Annotated in this window: 16 protein-coding genes; 10 read left to right on the top strand and 6 right to left on the bottom strand. The window is 71.7% G+C overall.

From position 1 onward, the window contains the following. From rpoZ to metK, 3 genes are all read left to right on the top strand, one after another. A partial coding sequence (gene rpoZ / locus A5681_RS14790) for a DNA-directed RNA polymerase subunit omega (RefSeq protein WP_067275905.1) occupies nt 1-281 on the top strand: 281 nt, incomplete at its 5' end. A 19-nt stretch (nt 282-300) separates the two neighbouring features. Next, nucleotides 301-1,548, top strand: coding sequence for a bifunctional phosphopantothenoylcysteine decarboxylase/phosphopantothenate--cysteine ligase CoaBC (gene coaBC / locus A5681_RS14785; RefSeq protein ID WP_067275902.1), 1,248 nt, complete (start codon nt 301-303; stop codon nt 1,546-1,548). Between the two features lie 95 nt (nt 1,549-1,643). After that, complete coding sequence (gene metK / locus A5681_RS14780) at nt 1,644-2,855, top strand: methionine adenosyltransferase (protein WP_067275898.1); 1,212 nt, start codon at nt 1,644-1,646, stop codon at nt 2,853-2,855. Here the strand turns inward: metK and A5681_RS14775 are convergent. The 4 genes from A5681_RS14775 to A5681_RS14760 form a co-directional block, all read right to left on the bottom strand. Continuing rightward, nucleotides 2,839-3,411 (bottom strand): pyridoxamine 5'-phosphate oxidase family protein, encoded by a 573-nt coding sequence (locus A5681_RS14775; protein WP_067275895.1) that lies wholly within the window; start codon nt 3,409-3,411, stop codon nt 2,839-2,841. The genes metK and A5681_RS14775 overlap by 17 nt on opposite strands. Before the next feature lie 67 nt (nt 3,412-3,478). After that, nucleotides 3,479-4,963: a flavin-containing monooxygenase gene (locus A5681_RS14770; protein WP_067275891.1), complete on the bottom strand. Its 1,485-nt coding sequence runs from the start codon at nt 4,961-4,963 to the stop codon at nt 3,479-3,481. Nucleotides 4,964-4,972: 9 nt separating this feature from the next. Then, nucleotides 4,973-5,938, bottom strand: coding sequence for an alpha/beta hydrolase (locus tag A5681_RS14765; RefSeq protein ID WP_067275887.1), 966 nt, complete (start codon nt 5,936-5,938; stop codon nt 4,973-4,975). 22 nt (nt 5,939-5,960) lie between these two features. Next, nucleotides 5,961-6,923, bottom strand: coding sequence for an alpha/beta hydrolase (locus A5681_RS14760; protein WP_067275883.1), 963 nt, complete (start codon nt 6,921-6,923; stop codon nt 5,961-5,963). On the opposite strand from A5681_RS14760, the gene A5681_RS14755 reads away from it, so the two are divergent. From A5681_RS14755 to A5681_RS14745, 3 genes are all read left to right on the top strand, one after another. Next, complete coding sequence (locus tag A5681_RS14755) at nt 6,922-7,650, top strand: lysoplasmalogenase (RefSeq protein ID WP_067275880.1); 729 nt, start codon at nt 6,922-6,924, stop codon at nt 7,648-7,650. The two genes, A5681_RS14760 and A5681_RS14755, sit on opposite strands and share 2 nt — an antisense overlap. Nucleotides 7,651-7,752: 102 nt before the next feature. After that, nucleotides 7,753-9,696, top strand: coding sequence for a primosomal protein N' (locus A5681_RS14750; protein ID WP_067275920.1), 1,944 nt, complete (start codon nt 7,753-7,755; stop codon nt 9,694-9,696). 129 nt (nt 9,697-9,825) lie between these two features. After that, nucleotides 9,826-10,314 carry a MarR family winged helix-turn-helix transcriptional regulator gene (locus A5681_RS14745; RefSeq protein ID WP_067275877.1) on the top strand — a complete coding sequence of 163 codons (489 nt, stop codon included), beginning with the start codon at nt 9,826-9,828 and terminating at the stop codon, nt 10,312-10,314. On the opposite strand, the gene A5681_RS14740 is transcribed toward A5681_RS14745, so the two are convergent. Next, on the bottom strand, nt 10,315-11,127 hold the full coding sequence (locus A5681_RS14740; RefSeq protein ID WP_067275874.1) for a class I SAM-dependent methyltransferase: 813 nt from the start codon (nt 11,125-11,127) through the stop codon (nt 10,315-10,317). A gap of 169 nt (nt 11,128-11,296) precedes the next feature. On the opposite strand from A5681_RS14740, the gene fmt reads away from it, so the two are divergent. The 4 genes from fmt (at nt 11,297) to ribD (ending at nt 15,469) form a co-directional block, all read left to right on the top strand. Beyond that, nucleotides 11,297-12,229, top strand: a complete 933-nt coding sequence (gene fmt, locus A5681_RS14735) for a methionyl-tRNA formyltransferase (RefSeq protein WP_067275917.1) — start codon at nt 11,297-11,299, stop codon at nt 12,227-12,229. Further along, a complete protein-coding gene (locus A5681_RS14730; protein WP_067275868.1) occupies nt 12,226-13,614 on the top strand; it encodes an RsmB/NOP family class I SAM-dependent RNA methyltransferase in 1,389 nt (462 codons plus the stop codon). Before fmt ends, A5681_RS14730 begins: the two co-directional genes overlap by 4 nt. 146 nt (nt 13,615-13,760) lie before the next feature. Then, nucleotides 13,761-14,450, top strand: coding sequence for a ribulose-phosphate 3-epimerase (rpe, locus tag A5681_RS14725; RefSeq protein ID WP_067275865.1), 690 nt, complete (start codon nt 13,761-13,763; stop codon nt 14,448-14,450). After that, the gene (gene ribD / locus A5681_RS14720; RefSeq protein ID WP_067275862.1) at nt 14,447-15,469 is read left to right on the top strand and encodes a bifunctional diaminohydroxyphosphoribosylaminopyrimidine deaminase/5-amino-6-(5-phosphoribosylamino)uracil reductase RibD; all 1,023 of its coding nucleotides are present in this window, start codon (nt 14,447-14,449) and stop codon (nt 15,467-15,469) included. The genes rpe and ribD overlap by 4 nt, the downstream gene beginning before the upstream one ends. On the opposite strand, the gene A5681_RS14715 is transcribed toward ribD, so the two are convergent. Continuing rightward, on the bottom strand, nt 15,466-16,452 hold the full coding sequence (locus tag A5681_RS14715; protein ID WP_067275859.1) for a GGDEF domain-containing protein: 987 nt from the start codon (nt 16,450-16,452) through the stop codon (nt 15,466-15,468). The genes ribD and A5681_RS14715 overlap by 4 nt on opposite strands. Nucleotides 16,453-16,457 lie beyond the last annotated feature (5 nt).

The raw sequence follows: 16,457 nt of genomic DNA, 5'->3' as shown, positions 1-16,457 counted from the left end.
GGTTCGACCCATCGGCCGGAGGCCAGGGCGCCTACGACACCCCGCTGGGCATCACCAACCCGCCCATCGACGAGCTGCTGGACCGCGTGTCGAGCAAGTACGCCCTGGTGATCTACGCCGCCAAGCGGGCCCGTCAGATCAACGACTACTACAACCAGCTCGGCGAGGGCATCCTCGAATACGTTGGGCCGCTGGTCGAGCCGGGGCTTCAGGAGAAGCCGCTGTCGATCGCGCTGCGCGAGATCCACGCCGACCTGCTCGAGCACACCGAGGGCGAGTAACAGGGCGGGGCCGGTCGCTGTGGACCGCAAACGGATTGTCGTCGGCGTCTCCGGTGGCATCGCCGCCTACAAGGCGTGCACGGTCGTTCGTCAGCTCTCCGAGGCCGGCCATCTGGTCCGCGTCATCCCCACCGAATCCGCGCTGCGGTTCGTCGGGGCCGCCACGTTCGAGGCGCTCTCCGGCCAGCCGGTGCACACCGGCATCTTCGAGAACGTCCCGGAAGTGCCGCACGTCCAGATCGGCCAGCAGGCCGACCTGGTGTTGGTGGCGCCGGCCACCGCTGACCTGCTCGCCCGCGCGGTGCACGGCCGCGCCGATGACCTGCTGACCGCCACCCTGCTCACCGCCCGGTGCCCGGTGCTGTTCGCGCCTGCCATGCACACCGAGATGTGGTTGCACCCGGCCACCGTCGACAACGTGGCCACCCTGCGCCGTCGCGGCGCGGTGGTGCTGGAACCGGCGTCCGGGCGGCTCACCGGCGCCGACAGCGGCTCCGGCCGGCTGCCCGAGGCCGAGGAGATCACCACGCTGGCCCAGCTGCTGCTGGAACGCCACGACGCGCTCCCGTACGACCTCGCCGGCTGCAAGCTGCTGGTCACCGCCGGCGGCACCCGCGAACCGATCGACCCCGTGCGTTTCATCGGCAATCGCAGCTCCGGCAAGCAGGGCTACGCGGTGGCCCGCGTCGCCGCCCAGCGCGGCGCCGAGGTCACGCTGATCGCCGGGCACACCGCGGGGCTGATCGACCCGGCCGGCGTCGAGGTGGTCCACGTCAGCTCGGCCGAGCAACTCGGCGACGCGGTGGCCAAGCACGCGCCCGCGGCCGACGTGCTGGTGATGGCGGCGGCCGTCGCCGACTTCCGGCCCGCACAGGTTTCCGCCGCCAAGATCAAAAAGAGCTCGGACGATCAGGAACGCCCACCGACGATCGAGCTGGTCCGCAACGACGACGTGCTCGCGGGCGCGGTGCGGGCGCGCGCCAGCGGCGAGCTGCCCAACCTGCGGGCCATCGTGGGGTTCGCCGCCGAAACGGGCGATGCCAACGGCGATGTGCTGTTTCACGCCCGCGCCAAGCTGCGCCGCAAGGGCTGCGACCTGTTGGTGGTCAACGCGGTCGGCGACGGCAGGGCGTTCGAGGTGGACAGCAACGACGGCTGGCTGCTGGCCTCCGACGGCACCGAGTCGGCGCTGCAACACGGCTCCAAGACGCTGATGGCCAGTCGTATCGTGGATGCGATCGCCACGTTCCTGCACGGCGGCGGGTAATACGGTTCGGTTTGCTGTGGCGTGGGGCCAGGCGCCAGCCGGCCCGATGCCGGCCGATATGATTCGGTTAACTAACTATTCGGAAGGATTCGATTGTGAGCGAAAAGGGTCGCCTGTTTACCAGTGAGTCGGTGACTGAGGGACATCCCGACAAGATCTGTGACGCGATCAGCGACTCGGTTCTCGACGCCTTGCTGGCGCAGGACCCCCGCTCACGTGTCGCGGTCGAGACGCTGGTCACCACCGGTCAGGTGCATGTCGTCGGCGAGGTGACGACGACCGCGAAGGAAGCGTTCGCCGACATCACCAACACGGTCCGCGCCCGCATCCTCGACATCGGCTACGACTCGTCGGACAAGGGCTTCGACGGGGCGTCGTGCGGGGTGAACATCGGCATCGGCGCCCAGTCACCCGACATCGCCCAGGGCGTCGACACCGCCCACGAGGCGCGCGTCGAGGGCGCCGCGGACCCGCTGGACTCCCAGGGCGCCGGCGACCAGGGCCTGATGTTCGGCTACGCGATCGCCGACACCCCCGAGCTCATGCCGCTCCCCATCGCGCTGGCCCACCGGCTGTCGCGGAAGCTGACCGAGGTGCGCAAGAACGGCACGCTGGGATACCTGCGCCCGGACGGCAAGACCCAGGTCACCATCGCCTACGAGGACGACGTCCCGGTCCGGCTGGACACCGTGGTGATCTCCACCCAGCACGCGGCCGACATCGACCTGGAAAACACGCTCGATCCCGACCTGCGCGAGCACGTGATCAAGGCCGTACTGGCCGAGCTGGCGCACGACACCCTCGACTCGTCGGGGACGCGGGTGCTGATCAACCCGACCGGCAAGTTCGTCGTCGGTGGCCCGATGGGCGACGCGGGGCTGACCGGCCGAAAGATCATCGTCGACACCTACGGCGGCTGGGCCCGCCACGGCGGCGGCGCCTTCTCCGGCAAGGACCCGTCGAAGGTGGACCGCTCGGCGGCGTACGCGATGCGCTGGGTGGCCAAGAACATCGTCGCCGCCGGGCTGGCCGAGCGGGTCGAGGTGCAGGTGGCCTACGCCATCGGGAAAGCCGCCCCGGTCGGGTTGTTCATCGAGACCTTCGGCACCGCGACGGTCGACCCGGTCAAGATCGAGAAGATCGTGCCCGAGGTGTTCGACCTGCGGCCCGGCGCAATCGTGCGCGACCTGGACCTGCTGCGCCCGATCTACGCGCAGACCGCCGCGTACGGGCACTTCGGCCGCACCGACGTCGACCTGCCCTGGGAGCGGCTCGACAAGGTCGACGAGCTCAAGCGCGCGATCTAGGCACCGGGTGGTCGGCGTCCAACGCCGGCAACCCGTCGATGCTGCGCCGGTTGCGCCCGACGAGACGAACGTAGGCCTCGTCGGGCGCCTTGCTGTGGTAGTCGTCGAGCACCCGGCGTTCGTCGACGAGCTCGTAGTACGGCACCGCGAACCCGCAGGCGTCCGCGATCCGCTCCAGGTCGACGACGACGACGGCGCGCACGCCCGCGTGCGGACTCCCGAAACGGCCCACGAGGTCGCCGAACTCGGCGTCGTCGGGGCGGACCACCCGGCCCCGGCCGAACAGGCGCAGGATGCGCGAGTTGCGGGTGAACGAGCAGAACATGATGGTGATCCGGCCGTTGTCCCGCAAATGGGCAATGGTTTCCACGCCGCTGCCGAACAGGTCCAGGTAGGCGACGGTGTGGTCGTCGATCACCGCGAAGGTGTCTCGATAACCCTTGGGGGAGAGGTTGATTCGGCCGCCCTCGGACGGCGCGGTGGCGACGAAGAACATGGCCTGGTCGTTGATGAACTCGGTGAGCGACTCGTCGAGACGCGGAAACTCCTTGGCCACGCGTGCAGCCTAGCGCCGGGCTGTGACAACCAGCACCGGGTTTTTCGGTGCGGCCCGGTAAGCGGACCTACCCGGTGAATCGGTAGTCGTCGAGGTCGAAGCGCCGGCTGCGCCAGTAGGCCTCCACCGTGGTGGTGGGGCGCAACGGCACGTCGCCGTTCTTGTCGAAGTAGTAGCTGTTGGCCAGCCGGCAGCTGTCCTGCCAGAAGATCTGCCGGTGCCGTCGCCGCAGCATCTCGGCGAAGTACCGGTCGTTGGCCTCCTCGGTGACCTCCACGCGAGTCGCGCCGTCGCGCCGCGCCCGTTTCAGGCACCGCACGATGTGGTGGGTCTGCGTCTCGATCAGCGCGAAATACGACGAGCCCACGTAGCCGTACGGGCCGAAAACCGTGAACAGGTTGGGGAAGTCGGGCACGCTGACACCCTCGTAGGCCTGCAGCCGGTGTTCGTCCCAGAACCGGCTCAGGGACTTGCCGCCGCTGCCGGTGACCGCGAACGTCGGGACGTCGTCGGGATCCATCACCTTGAAGCCGGTGGCCAGGATCAGCACGTCGATCTCGTGGGCTTCGCCGTCGGTGGTGGCCACCGCCGTGGGCGTGATCTTGTCGATCGGCTCGGTGACCAGCCGCACGTTGTCCCGGTTGAACGTGCCCAGGTACTCGTTGTGGAAGCCGGGCCGCTTGCAGCCGACGGCGTAGCGGGGGGTGAGCTGGTCGCGCACCGTCGGGTCGTGCACCTGCTTGCGGAGGTAGGCCAGCCCCGCCGACTCCATCCTCTTGGCCAGCGGCACCACCGTGAAGTAGTGCGCGGAGATCGGGAAGGTGACCTCGACGAAGGCCTGGCTGAGCAGCCGCTGCACGATCTTGCCGCCGGGCACCCGCATCGCCCAGCGGGCCGGCGCCGGCAACGCGACGTCCAGCTTGGGGAAGCACCAGATCGGCGTGCGCTGAAAGACGGTGAGCTGCTTGACGATCGGTGCGATTTCGGGAATGACTTGCACCGCCGAGGCGCCGGTGCCGATGATCGCGACGCGCTTGCCGCTCAGGTCCTGGTCGTGATCCCAGCGCGCGGTGTGCATGGTGACGCCGTCGAAGCTGTCGACGCCGTCGATGTCGGGCAGGTTGGGGACGGTCAGGACGCCGCAGGCACTGATCAGGAAGCGGGCGGTGACCGTGCCCCCCGGGTCGGTCTGCACCCGCCACAGCGACCGTTCGTCGTCGAACTCGGCGGATTGCACCTTGGTGTTCAACCGGATTCGCGACCGGATGCCGTATTTGTCGACGCAGTGTTCGGCGTAGGCCTTGAGTTCGCGGCCGCGCGCGTAGGTGCGCGACCAGTCCGGGCTCTGCTCGAAGGAGAACTGGTAGGAAAACGACGGGATGTCCACGGCGATACCGGGATAGGTGTTCCAATGCCACGTCCCGCCGACCCCGTCGCCCGCTTCGATGACGAGGTAGTCGGACAGCCCGGCGTCGTCGAGCTTGATGGCGGCGCCGATCCCGGAGAAGCCGGCGCCGACGATCAACGTGTGGTAGTCGGGAGTGCTGCTCATCGTGACCGCCTAGGGGTGTAGCGCCTTTTTCAGCGCGGCCAGCCCGCGGTCGGTGGCAGCGGAGGCCGCGGGGATCACCAGCGCGAAGCTGGCGTAGCCGTGCACCAGGTTGGGCTCGTTGCTCAGTTCCGCGGGCACGCCGGCGGCGTCCAGCAGCTCGGCGTAGCGGGCCCCGTCGTCGCGCAGCGGATCGTGTTCGGCGGTCGCGATGTACGCGGGCGGCAGCCCGGACAGGTCCGTCGCGTTCGCCGGCGCCAGGGTGGTGGGCAGCGCGGTCGGGTCGCTGATGTCGATGTCGGGCAGATACCAGGACAGGAAGGCGTCGATCACGTCGCGGTCGAGGATCGGCGCGTTGGCGTTCTCCGTGTAGGACGGCAGCGACAGGTCGGCGGTGACGACCGGATACCACAGCAGCTGGAAGCTCAACTCCGGGCCGTCGTTCGCGCTGGCCAGGTGCGCCATCACGGCGGCCAGGTTGCCGCCGGCCGAGTCGCCCGCGACGGCGATCCGGCCCGGGTCGCCGCCCAGCTCGGCGGCGTTCTCGGCGACCCACTGCAACGCCGCCCACGAGTCGTGCACGCCGGCCGGGAACGGGTGTTCGGGGGCGAGCCGGTAGTCGACGGACACCACGATGGCCTCGGCGCCGACGGCGTGCGCGCGGGCGAGGGGATCGTGGGTGTCGAGGTCGCCGAGGCAGAACCCGCCGCCGTGATAGAAGACGACGACGGGCAGCGGCTCCTCCGGTTCCAGGGGCGGCCAGTAGATGCGCACCCCGACATCGGTGATGTCGCCGTGTCCGATCGTGCGGTCCTCGATGCGCAGCTCGGGCAGCATTTCGTCCGGCACCTTGAGCATCCGTAGCCGCGAGCGCGCGGTCGCTACGCCGTCGGCTGCGGTGAAGGTCATCGGAAAGGCGTCGAGCAACGCCTTGAACGCCGGGTCGATCCCCGGTCGGGCGAAGGTGGGCTCCGTCATGGATTCACCGTACGCTCCGGCGTCACCGGCGTAGCCCCGTTCGCAGGGCCGTCAGCCCGCGTTCCATCGCGGCGGTGGCCGCGGGTACCACGCCGCCGTAGCCGAGGTAGCCGTGCACCAGCGTCTCGGCGTTGTGCACCTCGACGGTCACGCCGGCGGCCGCCAACCGTTCGCCGTACCGGATGCCGTCGTCGCGCAGCGGGTCGTAACCCGCGACGGCGATGTAGGCGGCCGGCAGGTTGGACACGTCGCGGGCCCGCCCGGGCGCCATGCCCGGCGGCGGGTCGGACAGGTCGACTTCGCCCGCGTACCAACGTGAGAACTCGGCGACGGCCTTGACGTCGAGGATCGGCGCGCCCGCGTTTTCGGTGAAGGACGGCAGGGAGGCGTCCCACATCGTCGACGGGTACCACAACAGCTGGAACGCGAGGGCCGGTGCGCCGTGGTCGCGCGCCCGATGCGCCATCACCGCGCTGATCGTGCCGCCGGCCGAGTCCCCGGCCACGCCCATCCGGTTCGGGTCACCGCCCAGCTCGGCGGCGTGCTCGGCGGCCCAAAGCGTTGCGGCCCAAGCGTCTTCGATGGCGGCGGGATAGGGGTGCTCCGGCGCCAACCGGTAGTCGACGGAGACCACGATCGCGTCGGCGCCGACCGCGTGCTGGCGGGCCGTTCCGTCGTAACTGTCGAGGTCGCCGACCACGAAGCCGCCGCCGTGAAAGTACAGCACGACGGGCGGCGCAGCGCTCTCGGATTCGATTGGTGGCCAATAGATTCGAAGGCCGATCGACCCTTCGGGACCGGGGATGTCGCGGTCCTCGACGCGCAACTCGGGATGCAGGGCCCGGCGGGGCAGGTCGCGGAACCGCTGCCGCGCGGCGTCGACGCCGTCCTCGGTGGATAGCCGGAAGGGAACCGCATCCAGTACCTTCTGCAGGATGGGGTCGATAGCGGGCTTTTCGTCGGCTGTGTTGTCCAAGCTGGGCATGGACGTACCGTACGCACCTCGGCTGATGTTCGGCGGCTGGGTGCTGGCCGGCTGGGCGGCCCTCGGCTACGGCGTGTACCTGACGGTGCTGGCGTTGGGTTCGGAGCCCGGGGCCGAGCTGACCGGGCACTGGGTGCTGCAGCCGCTGTTCAAGGCGTCGATGGCGTTGTTGCTGACGGTCGCCGCGGCGGGCCACGCCGTCGTCCGCGAGCGGCGGTGGCTGATGCCGGCGCTGCTGCTGTCGGCCATCGGTGACTGGGCGCTGGCGATCCCGTGGTGGACCCAGTCGTTTGTCGTGGGCCTGGGCGCATTCCTGTTGGCGCACTTGTGTTTTCTGGGTGCGCTGCTGCCCCTCGCGGCTCGGCGCCCGTCGCGGTGGCGCATCGCCGCCGTGGTCGCCATGTGCCTGGCCACCGTCGCGCTGCTGGCCTGGTTCTGGCCACACCTGGGCAAGCTGACGCTCCCGGTGACGGCCTACATCCTGGTGCTGACCGCGATGGTGTGCGCCGCCCTGGTGGCCAAGCTGCCGACGATCTGGACGGCGGTGGGGGCGGTGTGTTTCGCGGCGTCCGACTCGCTGATCGCGATCGCCCGCTTCATCCTCGGCAACGAGGCGCTGGCGGTGCCGATCTGGTGGTCCTACGCCGCGGCGCTGATCCTGATGACGGCCGGGTTCTTCTTCGGTCGTGAAACACCGGCCGCCGCCGAGACCCCGGCCGAAAGCTGAGCCGGACGGTAGGGGAGTGAGCACCAGCCGGGCCATGAGAGCGCGTTGAACGGCACCGCGCGCACACCGGTTCAGGTCGAGCCCATCGCCCGGGTGCTGCCGATGCTTTCGGTGCCGCACCTGGATCGCGAGTTCGATTACCTGGTGTCGGCCGAGCAGTCCGACGACGCCCAGCCGGGGGTGCGGGTGCGGGTGCGGTTTCACGGTCGGCTGGTCGACGCGTTCGTGCTGGAGCGCCGCAACGACACCGACCATCACGGCAAGCTCGGCTATCTGGACCGTGTCGTGTCGGCCGAACCGGTGCTGACCCCGGAGATCTGCCGGCTGGTCGACGCGGTCGCGGCGCGCTACGCCGGGACCCGGCCGGACGTGCTGCGGCTGGCGGTCCCGGCCCGGCACGCCCGCGTGGAGCGCGAACCCGCCGCGGCGGTCCGGCTGCCGCTGCCCGCGCCGGTCGACCCGTCGGCGTGGGCGGTCTACGGGCGGGGCGCCCAGTTCCTGGACGCTCTGGCCGAGTCCCGGGCCGCGCGGGCCGTGTGGCAGGCGCTGCCCGGGGAGTCGTGGGCGGACCGCCTCGCCGAGGCCGCCGCGCAGACAATCCGCGCCGGACGGTCGGTGCTGGCGATCGTGCCCGACCAGCGCGACCTGGACTCGCTGTTGCGGGCCGCGACCGCCCGGATCGACGAGAGCGGCGTGGCGGCGCTGTCGGCCGGCCTGGGGCCGGCCGCCCGCTACCGGCGGTGGCTCGCGGCGCTGCGCGGTCAGGCCAGGCTGGTGATCGGCACTCGCAGTGCGGCTTTCGCGCCACTGAGCGACCTGGGCCTGGTCATGGTGTGGGCCGACGCGGACGACAGCCTGGCCGAGCCGCGGGCGCCGTACCCGCACGCCCGCGAGGTGGCGATGCTGCGCGCCCACCAGGCCCGGTGCGCGGCGATGATCGGGGGCTACGCGCGCACCGCCGAAGCGCAGGCGCTGGTGCGCAGCGGGTGGGCGCACGACATCGTCGCGGCCCGGGCGGTGGTGCGCGCCCGCACGCCGCGAGTGGTCGCCCTCGACGACACGGGTTACGCCGACGAACGCGACCCCGCCGCGCGGACCGCGCGCATCCCGTCGATCGCGCTGCGCGCCGCCCGATCGTCGCTGCAGGCCGGGGCGCCGGTGCTGGTGCAGGTGCCGCGGCGCGGATACGTGCCGTCCCTGGCCTGCGCGCGCTGCCGCACCATCGCCCGGTGCCGGCACTGCACGGGACCCCTGTCCCTGCAGGAGGGCGGCCCGGCGCTGCTCTGCCGGTGGTGCGGGCGGACCGAGCCGACGCGGCGCTGCGCGCGCTGCGGGTCGGACGCGGTGCGCGCCGTGGTCGTCGGGGCCCGCCGCACCGCCGAGGAGCTCGGCCGCGCATTCCCCGGCACGGCGGTGGTGACCTCGTCGGGCGAGGGCGTCGTGCCGGAGGTGGCCGCGGCCCCGGCGTTGGTGGTGGCGACCCCGGGGGCGGAGCCCGCCGCGGCGGGCGGTTACGGAGCGGCCCTGCTACTGGATACCTGGGCGCTGCTGGGCCGGCAGGACCTGCGCGCCGCGGAGGACGCGCTGTGGCGCTGGATGAGCGCGGCGGCGCTCGTTCGCGCCCGCGGCGACGGCGGGGTGGTGCTGGCGGTGGCCGAATCGTCAATTCCCACAGTGCAATCGCTGATCCGCTGGGACCCGGTGGGTCACGCCGAGGCCGATCTGGCGGCCCGGGCGGAGGTGGGCCTGCCGCCGAGCGTGCACATGGCGGCCTTGGACGGCGCCGCCGAGGCGGTGACGGCGCTGCTCGATGAGGCCGGGTTGCCGGAGGGCGCCGAGGTGCTGGGTCCGGTCGATTTGCCGGCGGGCGTGCGCCGCCCGGCGGGGACCCCCGCCGGTGTGCCGGTGACCAGGATGCTGGTGCGCGCCCGCCGGGAGCAGGGGCTCGCGCTGGCCGCGGCGCTGCGCCGCGGCGTGAGCGTGCTGTCGGCCCGCCAGGACCACGAGCCGGTCCGGGTGCAGATCGACCCGTTGCACATCGGATGACCTCGCCAAATCCTGCCCGGGGCGATAGTATGCGTCGGAAATAATGCCTGACTACGACATTGGAAGGTTGTTACACTTCCTGGTCTTCAGCCCCCACCAGGCCGGAGACGATCCCGGAGAAGGGGCGAGATGGCAGCGGAGAACGTGACCACCGCGGACGATTCGCTGGACGTAATCACCGACGCTTTGCTGACGGCTTCCCGCTTGCTGGTCGCCATTTCGGCGCGGTCGATCGGGCAGGTGGACGAGACCATCACGATTCCGCAGTTCCGGACGCTGGTGATCCTGTCCAACCGTGGCCCGGTGAACCTCGCCACCCTGGCCGGCCTGCTCGGGGTGCAACCGTCGGCCACCGGGCGGATGGTCGACCGGCTGGTCGCGGCCGGGCTGATCGACCGCCTCCCGCACCCGACGTCCCGGCGCGAGCTGCTGGCCGCGCTGACGAAGCGGGGCCGGGAGGTCGTGCGTCAGGTCACCGCCTACCGGCGCGCCGAGATCGCGGCGATCGTGGAGAAGATGCCGCCGGCGGAGCGCCACGGGCTGGTGCGGGCCCTGACCGCGTTCACCGCCGCCGGCGGCGAGCCGGACGTGCACCTGGACGCCGAGATCGATCTCTAGCTACCGCTTCTCGGCCGTGACCAGCAGGTACTCCCACTGCATGCTGCCGTGGTCGAGGTAGTGCTGCGCGAGCTCGACGAGCTGGGCGTCCAGCTCGGCGGCCAGCACGCGGTTGTGGCCGATGTTCGTGTAGGCCTCGATCGTCGGGCCGTAGTGGTTCTTGAAGTAGGCGTGTACCGCCTCGGCGGTGTCGAATCGGTCCACCCGGAGCAGTCCGCGCACCGCCGTCACCCGGCCGACGCGGTCACCCAGCAAGCCGGTGACGTAGCCCTCGCGCCCCCACAGCGCGGCGGGCGGTACGGCCTGCGACAAGCTGGGCCGGTAGGGCCGGATGGTGGCGAGCATCCGGCCGAAGAATCCCTCGGGCGTCCAGCTGATCACGCCGATCGTCCCGCCCGGACGGCAGACCCGGACCAGTTCGTCGGCGGCCCGCTGCTGGTCGGGGGCGAACTGCACGCCGATCGCGGACACCACGACGTCGAACTCGCCGTCGCCGAAGGGCAGCGCGTGCGCGTTGGCCTCCCGGTAGTCGAGCGTCAGGCCCTGCGCCGCGGCGCGGGCCCGCGACCGTTGCAGCAGCTGGGGGGTGAGGTCGCTGGACACCACGGTGGCGCCCGTGGCGGCGGCCGGCAACGAGATGTTTCCGGAGCCGGCGGCGACGTCGAGCACGCGGACGCCCGGGCCGATTCCGGTGGCCCTGACCAGGACCGGGCCCAGCGGGGCCATTACTTCCTCGGCCATCAGGGCATAGTCGCCCAGGGCCCAGACCGTGCGATGCGTGGCGGCGTCGCTGATGGTGGCGTCGAGGGTCATCAGACCTCCTTCAAGGTAAGGAAAGGGCTGCCCACTCGACCTCGTTGTCACGAGCACGGCAGTGCGGTCACCACGACAGACGGTGACCACTAGAAATAGTATGCATGAGAAATAATAGACTGGCGCAAGTTTTTGGTGGGCGGCGCCGGTTGCTTTCTAGACTGTGCCGGTGCGTCTCGTCTTCGCCGGCACCCCCGAACCCGCGCTGCCCGCGCTGCGCCGCCTCATCGACTCGCCGCGGCACGAGGTGATCGCCGTGCTCACCCGGCCCGACGCGGCTACCGGGCGACACGGCCGGCCGCAGCCGTCGCCGGTGGCCCGTGAAGCGCTCGAGCGGGGCATTCCGTTGCTACGGCCGGCCCGACCGAACGCCGACGAGTTCGTCGCCGAACTGGCGGAGCTCGCGCCCGACTGCTGCGCCGTCGTGGCCTACGGCGCGTTGCTGCGCGAGGGCCTGCTCGGGGTGCCCCCGCACGGATGGATCAACCTGCACTTCTCGTTGCTGCCCGCCTGGCGCGGGGCGGCACCGGTGCAGGCGGCGATCGCGGCCGGGGACAGCGTGACCGGGGCGACGACCTTCCAGATCGAGCCCAGCCTGGACTCCGGACCCATCTACGGCGTCGTCACCGAGACGATCCGGCCGACCGACACGGCCGGGGAACTGCTTGAGCGACTGGCAGTTTCAGGCGCGGCGTTGCTGTCGACGACGCTGGACGGTATCGAAGATCGAACGTTAACGCCGCGACCGCAACCCGCCGATGGGGTCAGCATCGCCCCGAAGATCACCGTCGAGCAGGCCCGGGTGCGTTGGGACCTGCCGGCGCTGGTCGTGGAGCGCCGGATCCGCTCGGTCACGCCCAACCCGGGCGCCTGGACGATGATCGGCGACCTGCGGATCAAGCTCGGCCCCGTGCGGATCGACGGGGGCGCCCCAGAAGCGTTGGCGCCCGGCGCTATTCGCGTCGACCGCAAGAACGTGTGGATCGGCACGGCCTCGCAGGCCGTGCGGCTCGGCGAAATTCAACCGCCCGGCAAGAAACTCATGAATGCGGTCGACTGGGCCCGGGGCGCGCGACTCGACTCAACGGCGCGGGCCACGTGAGCCCGCCGCGGCCCAGCGACCGCGGGCGCGGCAAGCGGCGGCGGCCGCTGGACCCGGCGCGCGCCGCGGCATTCGACGTGCTGCGGGCGGTCAGCGAGCGCGACGCCTACGCGAACCTGGCCCTGCCCGCGCTGCTGCGCGAGCGCGGGATCGGCGGCCGCGACGCCGCGTTCGCCACCGAGTTGACCTACGGCACCTGCCGCACCCGCGGCCTGCTCGACGCCGTCATCGGCGCCGCCGCCAACCGCTCGCCGGACACCATCGACCCGGTGCTGCTCGATCTGCTGCGGCTGGGCACCTACCAGTTGCTGCGCACCCGGGTCGACACCTATGCCGCGGTCTCGACGACGGTGGAACAGGCTGGGATCGAATTCGATTCGGCGCGAGCCGGTTTCGTCAACGGCGTGTTGCGCGCCATCGCCGCCCGCGACGAGAAGTCCTGGGTCGCGGAGCTGGCGCCCGACCCGGCGCGGGATCCGGTCGGTCATGCGGCCTTCGTGCACGCGCACCCTCGCTGGATCGCGCAGGCGTTCGCCGACGCGCTGGGGGCGGCCGCGGCCGAACTCGACGCGGTGCTGACCAGTGACGACGAACGCCCGCAGGTGCACCTGGCGGCCCGTCCCGGTGTGCTCACCGCCGCCGAGCTGGCCGACGCCGTCGGTGGCACGGTCGGCCGGTATTCGCCGTACGCGGTGTACCTGCCGGGCGGCGACCCGGGGCGGCTGGCCCCGGTGCGGGACGGCGCCGCGCTGGTCCAGGACGAGGGCAGCCAGCTGGTGGCGCGGGCCCTGACGCTGGCGCCGGTCGAGGACGACACCGGGCGGTGGCTGGATCTGTGCGCCGGACCGGGCGGCAAGACCGCGCTGCTGGCCGCGTTGGGGGTCGGGTCCGGGGCGCGCGTGACGGCGGTGGAGTCGGCCCCGCGCCGCGCCGACCTGGTGGTCGAGAACACCCGCGGCCTGCCGGTCGACGTGCTGCGGGTCGACGGCCGGCAAAGCGGGCTCGAGCCGGTCTTCGACCGCGTGCTGGTCGACGCGCCATGCACCGGGCTGGGCGCGCTGCGGCGCCGACCCGAGGCGCGGTGGCGGCGCCAGCCGGCGGACGTGCCCGCGCTCACCAAGTTGCAACGCGAGCTGCTGGGCGCCGCGATCGCGCTGACCCGGCCGGGCGGCGTGGTGCTCTATGCGACCTGCTCGCCCCACCTCGCCGAGACCGTCGGCGTGGTCGCCGACGCGCTGCGCCGGCATCCGGTGTCCGCGTTGGACACCCGCCCGCTGTTCGAGCCCGTCACCGGGCTGGGGGACGGGCCGCACGTCCAGCTCTGGCCGCATCGGCACGGCACCGATGCCATGTTCGCCGCCGCGCTGCGCCGCGAAGCGGAGTAGCGCGCCGGCGACTCGACGAACCCGGCCGCCGCCGCGCTGCGCCGCGAGGCGGAGTAGCGCGCCGGCGACTCGACGAACCCCGCCGCCGCCGCGCTGCGCCGCTTGCCGGCGTGAAGCCGCCGGCGACGCTCAGTAGTCTGGCGCACATGTCTGGCAACACCGGTAGGCCGCTGATCGCGCCGTCCATCCTGTCCGCCGATTTCGCGCGGCTAGCCGACGAGGCGGCCGCGGTCGTGGGCGCCGACTGGCTGCACGTCGACGTGATGGACAACCACTTCGTGCCGAACCTGACGATCGGCCTGCCGGTGGTCGAAAGCCTGCTGGCCACCACGGACATCCCGATGGACTGCCATCTGATGATCGAGGACCCGGACCGATGGGCGCCCGGCTACGCCGAGGCCGGCGCCTACAACGTGACCTTCCACGCCGAAGCCACCGACAACCCGGTCGGCGTGGCGCGCGACATCCGCGCTGCGGGGGCCAAGGCGGGCATCAGCGTCAAGCCGGGAACCCCGCTGGAGCCGTACCTGGAGATCCTGCCGCAGTTCGACACGCTGCTCATCATGTCGGTCGAGCCCGGCTTCGGCGGCCAAAGCTTCATCCCCGACGTGCTGAGCAAGGTGCGCACCGCGCGCAAGCTCATCGACGCCGGGGAGCTGACCATCCTGGTCGAGATCGACGGCGGCATCAACGACGACACCATCGAGCAGGCCGCCGAGGCCGGCGTCGACTGCTTCGTCGCCGGGTCGGCCGTGTACGGCGCACAGGACCCGAAGGCCGCGATCGAAGCGCTGCGGGGGCAGGCCGCCGCCGCGTCACCGCACCTGCGCCGATGAACCAGCCGATGGACGGACTCGACGCGGCGATGCGCCTGGCGATCGAGCAGTCCCTCCACGTCAAAGGCGCCACCTATCCGAACCCGCCGGTCGGGGCGGTCATCCTGGACGCCGACGGCACGGTCGTCGGCGTCGGTGGCACCGAACCCGCCGGGGGCGACCACGCCGAGGTGTTGGCGCTGCGGCGGGCCGGCGACCTTGCGGCCGGCGGGACGGCGGTGGTCACCCTCGAGCCGTGCAACCACTACGGGAAGACGCCGCCGTGCGTGAACGCCCTTCTCGAGGCCGGCATCGCGGCCGTCGTCTACGCCGTCACCGACCCGAACCCGGCCGCGGCCGGTGGCGCGGCCCGCCTGACGGAGGCCGGCGTACAGGTGCGGGCGGGCGTGCTGGCCGACGAGGTGGCCGGCGGGCCGCTGCGGGAGTGGCTGCACAAGCAGCGGACCGGGCTGCCGCACGTCACCTGGAAGTACGCCAGCAGCGTCGACGGTCGCAGCGCGGCCGCCGACGGCACCAGCCAGTGGATTTCCAGCGAGGCCTCACGACTGGACCTGCACCGCCGCCGCGCGGCCGCCGACGCGATCGTGGTCGGCACTGGCACCGTGCTGGCCGACGATCCGGCGCTGACGGCCCGGTTGCCCGACGGCTCGCTGGCCGACCGGCAACCGCTGCGCGTAGTGGTGGGCATGCGCGAGATACCTGCGGAGGCAAAGGTTCTCAACGACGACTCGCGGACGATGGTGATTCGCACGCACGATCCCTCAGAGGTGATCAAGGCGCTGTCGGATCGCACCGACGTCCTGCTCGAGGGCGGTCCGACCCTCGCCGGCGCCTTCCTGCGGGCCGGGGCGATCAACCGCATCCTGGCGTATGTCGCGCCGACCCTGTTGGGCGGCCCGATCTCCGTCGTCGACGACGTCGGGGTGCCCACCATCGCGCGGGCGTTGCGCTGGCATTTCGACGGGGTCGACCGCGTCGGGCCGGACCTGCTGCTCAGCCTGGTGCCGCGCGGCGACTAGGGGACTGCGGTCGAATCGCCGTGCGACGGGTCGAGGCCGGCCAGGCCGCGCGCACGCTTGTCGGCGTACATGTCCTGGTCCGCCAGGCGCATGACGTCGTGCTCGCCGGCGGCGATGCCGGCGCTGAAGTCGACCGGCGCGCCGACCTCGGCCCAGTGGCGGCGGAGCCGATCCAGGATCCGGCCGGCCTCGGGAGGGTCGGCACCTACCAGCAGGAGCAGGAACTCGTCGCCGCCGATGCGGAAAATGATGTCGTCCTTGCGGGCCGATCGGCGCAGTGCGTCGGCGAAGGCGACGAGAACTTCGTCGCCGGCATCGTGGCCGTGACGATCGTTGTAGCGCTTGAAGTTGTCCAGGTCGGCAAGCACCACCGTGCACCGGCCGGCGTGTTGTGACAGCCGGTGCGCCAAGGTGCTCCGGTTCAGCAGTTGGGTCAACGCGTCGGTCTGCGCGATGTCGCGAAGCAACAGACTCTGCTGGACGAGCCGGGCGATGAGCCAGGCCGGAACCTCGGCGACGAGGACCCACATGGTCGCGGCCAGCACCACGGTGAGCGTCGAGGCGGGCAGCGGTTTCGCGCAGGCCACGACGAACGCCGCCGCCCCGAGCGGGAGCAGGGCCAGTGAGCGCCACCGCCGGCCGGTCAGTCCGAGGTAGGCGAAGGTGATCGTGATCGTGCCGGGAAAATCACGCGTGGCGGCCGGTTCGACGGCCCCGGCGAGGAGAGTGAGGGCAAGCGACGCCACCGGCCATCCGACCAGCAAACCCCGGCGCCCCTGCCAGCCGCGGAGCCGGCCTATGAGTGCGACCACCGCCGCCAGCACCGCGGCCGCGCCGAGCACCCAGTTCAGCGTCGTGTCGCGGCCGGTGGTTCCAGCGTGCAGTCCGGCCGCGGCGTACAGCGCGAGCATCGCAAGGAACGCGGTGAAGCCGATCGCGTGCAACCGTTCGGCCGACGGTTGAGGATCGATGCGCCACGGCACGCCGT

The sequence above is a fragment of the Mycobacterium scrofulaceum genome (assembly GCF_001667885.1).
Lineage (GTDB): Bacteria > Actinomycetota > Actinomycetes > Mycobacteriales > Mycobacteriaceae > Mycobacterium > Mycobacterium scrofulaceum_C.
Note: the sequence above shows the minus strand (reverse complement) of the source record. Positions and strands in the feature narration are given on the sequence as shown.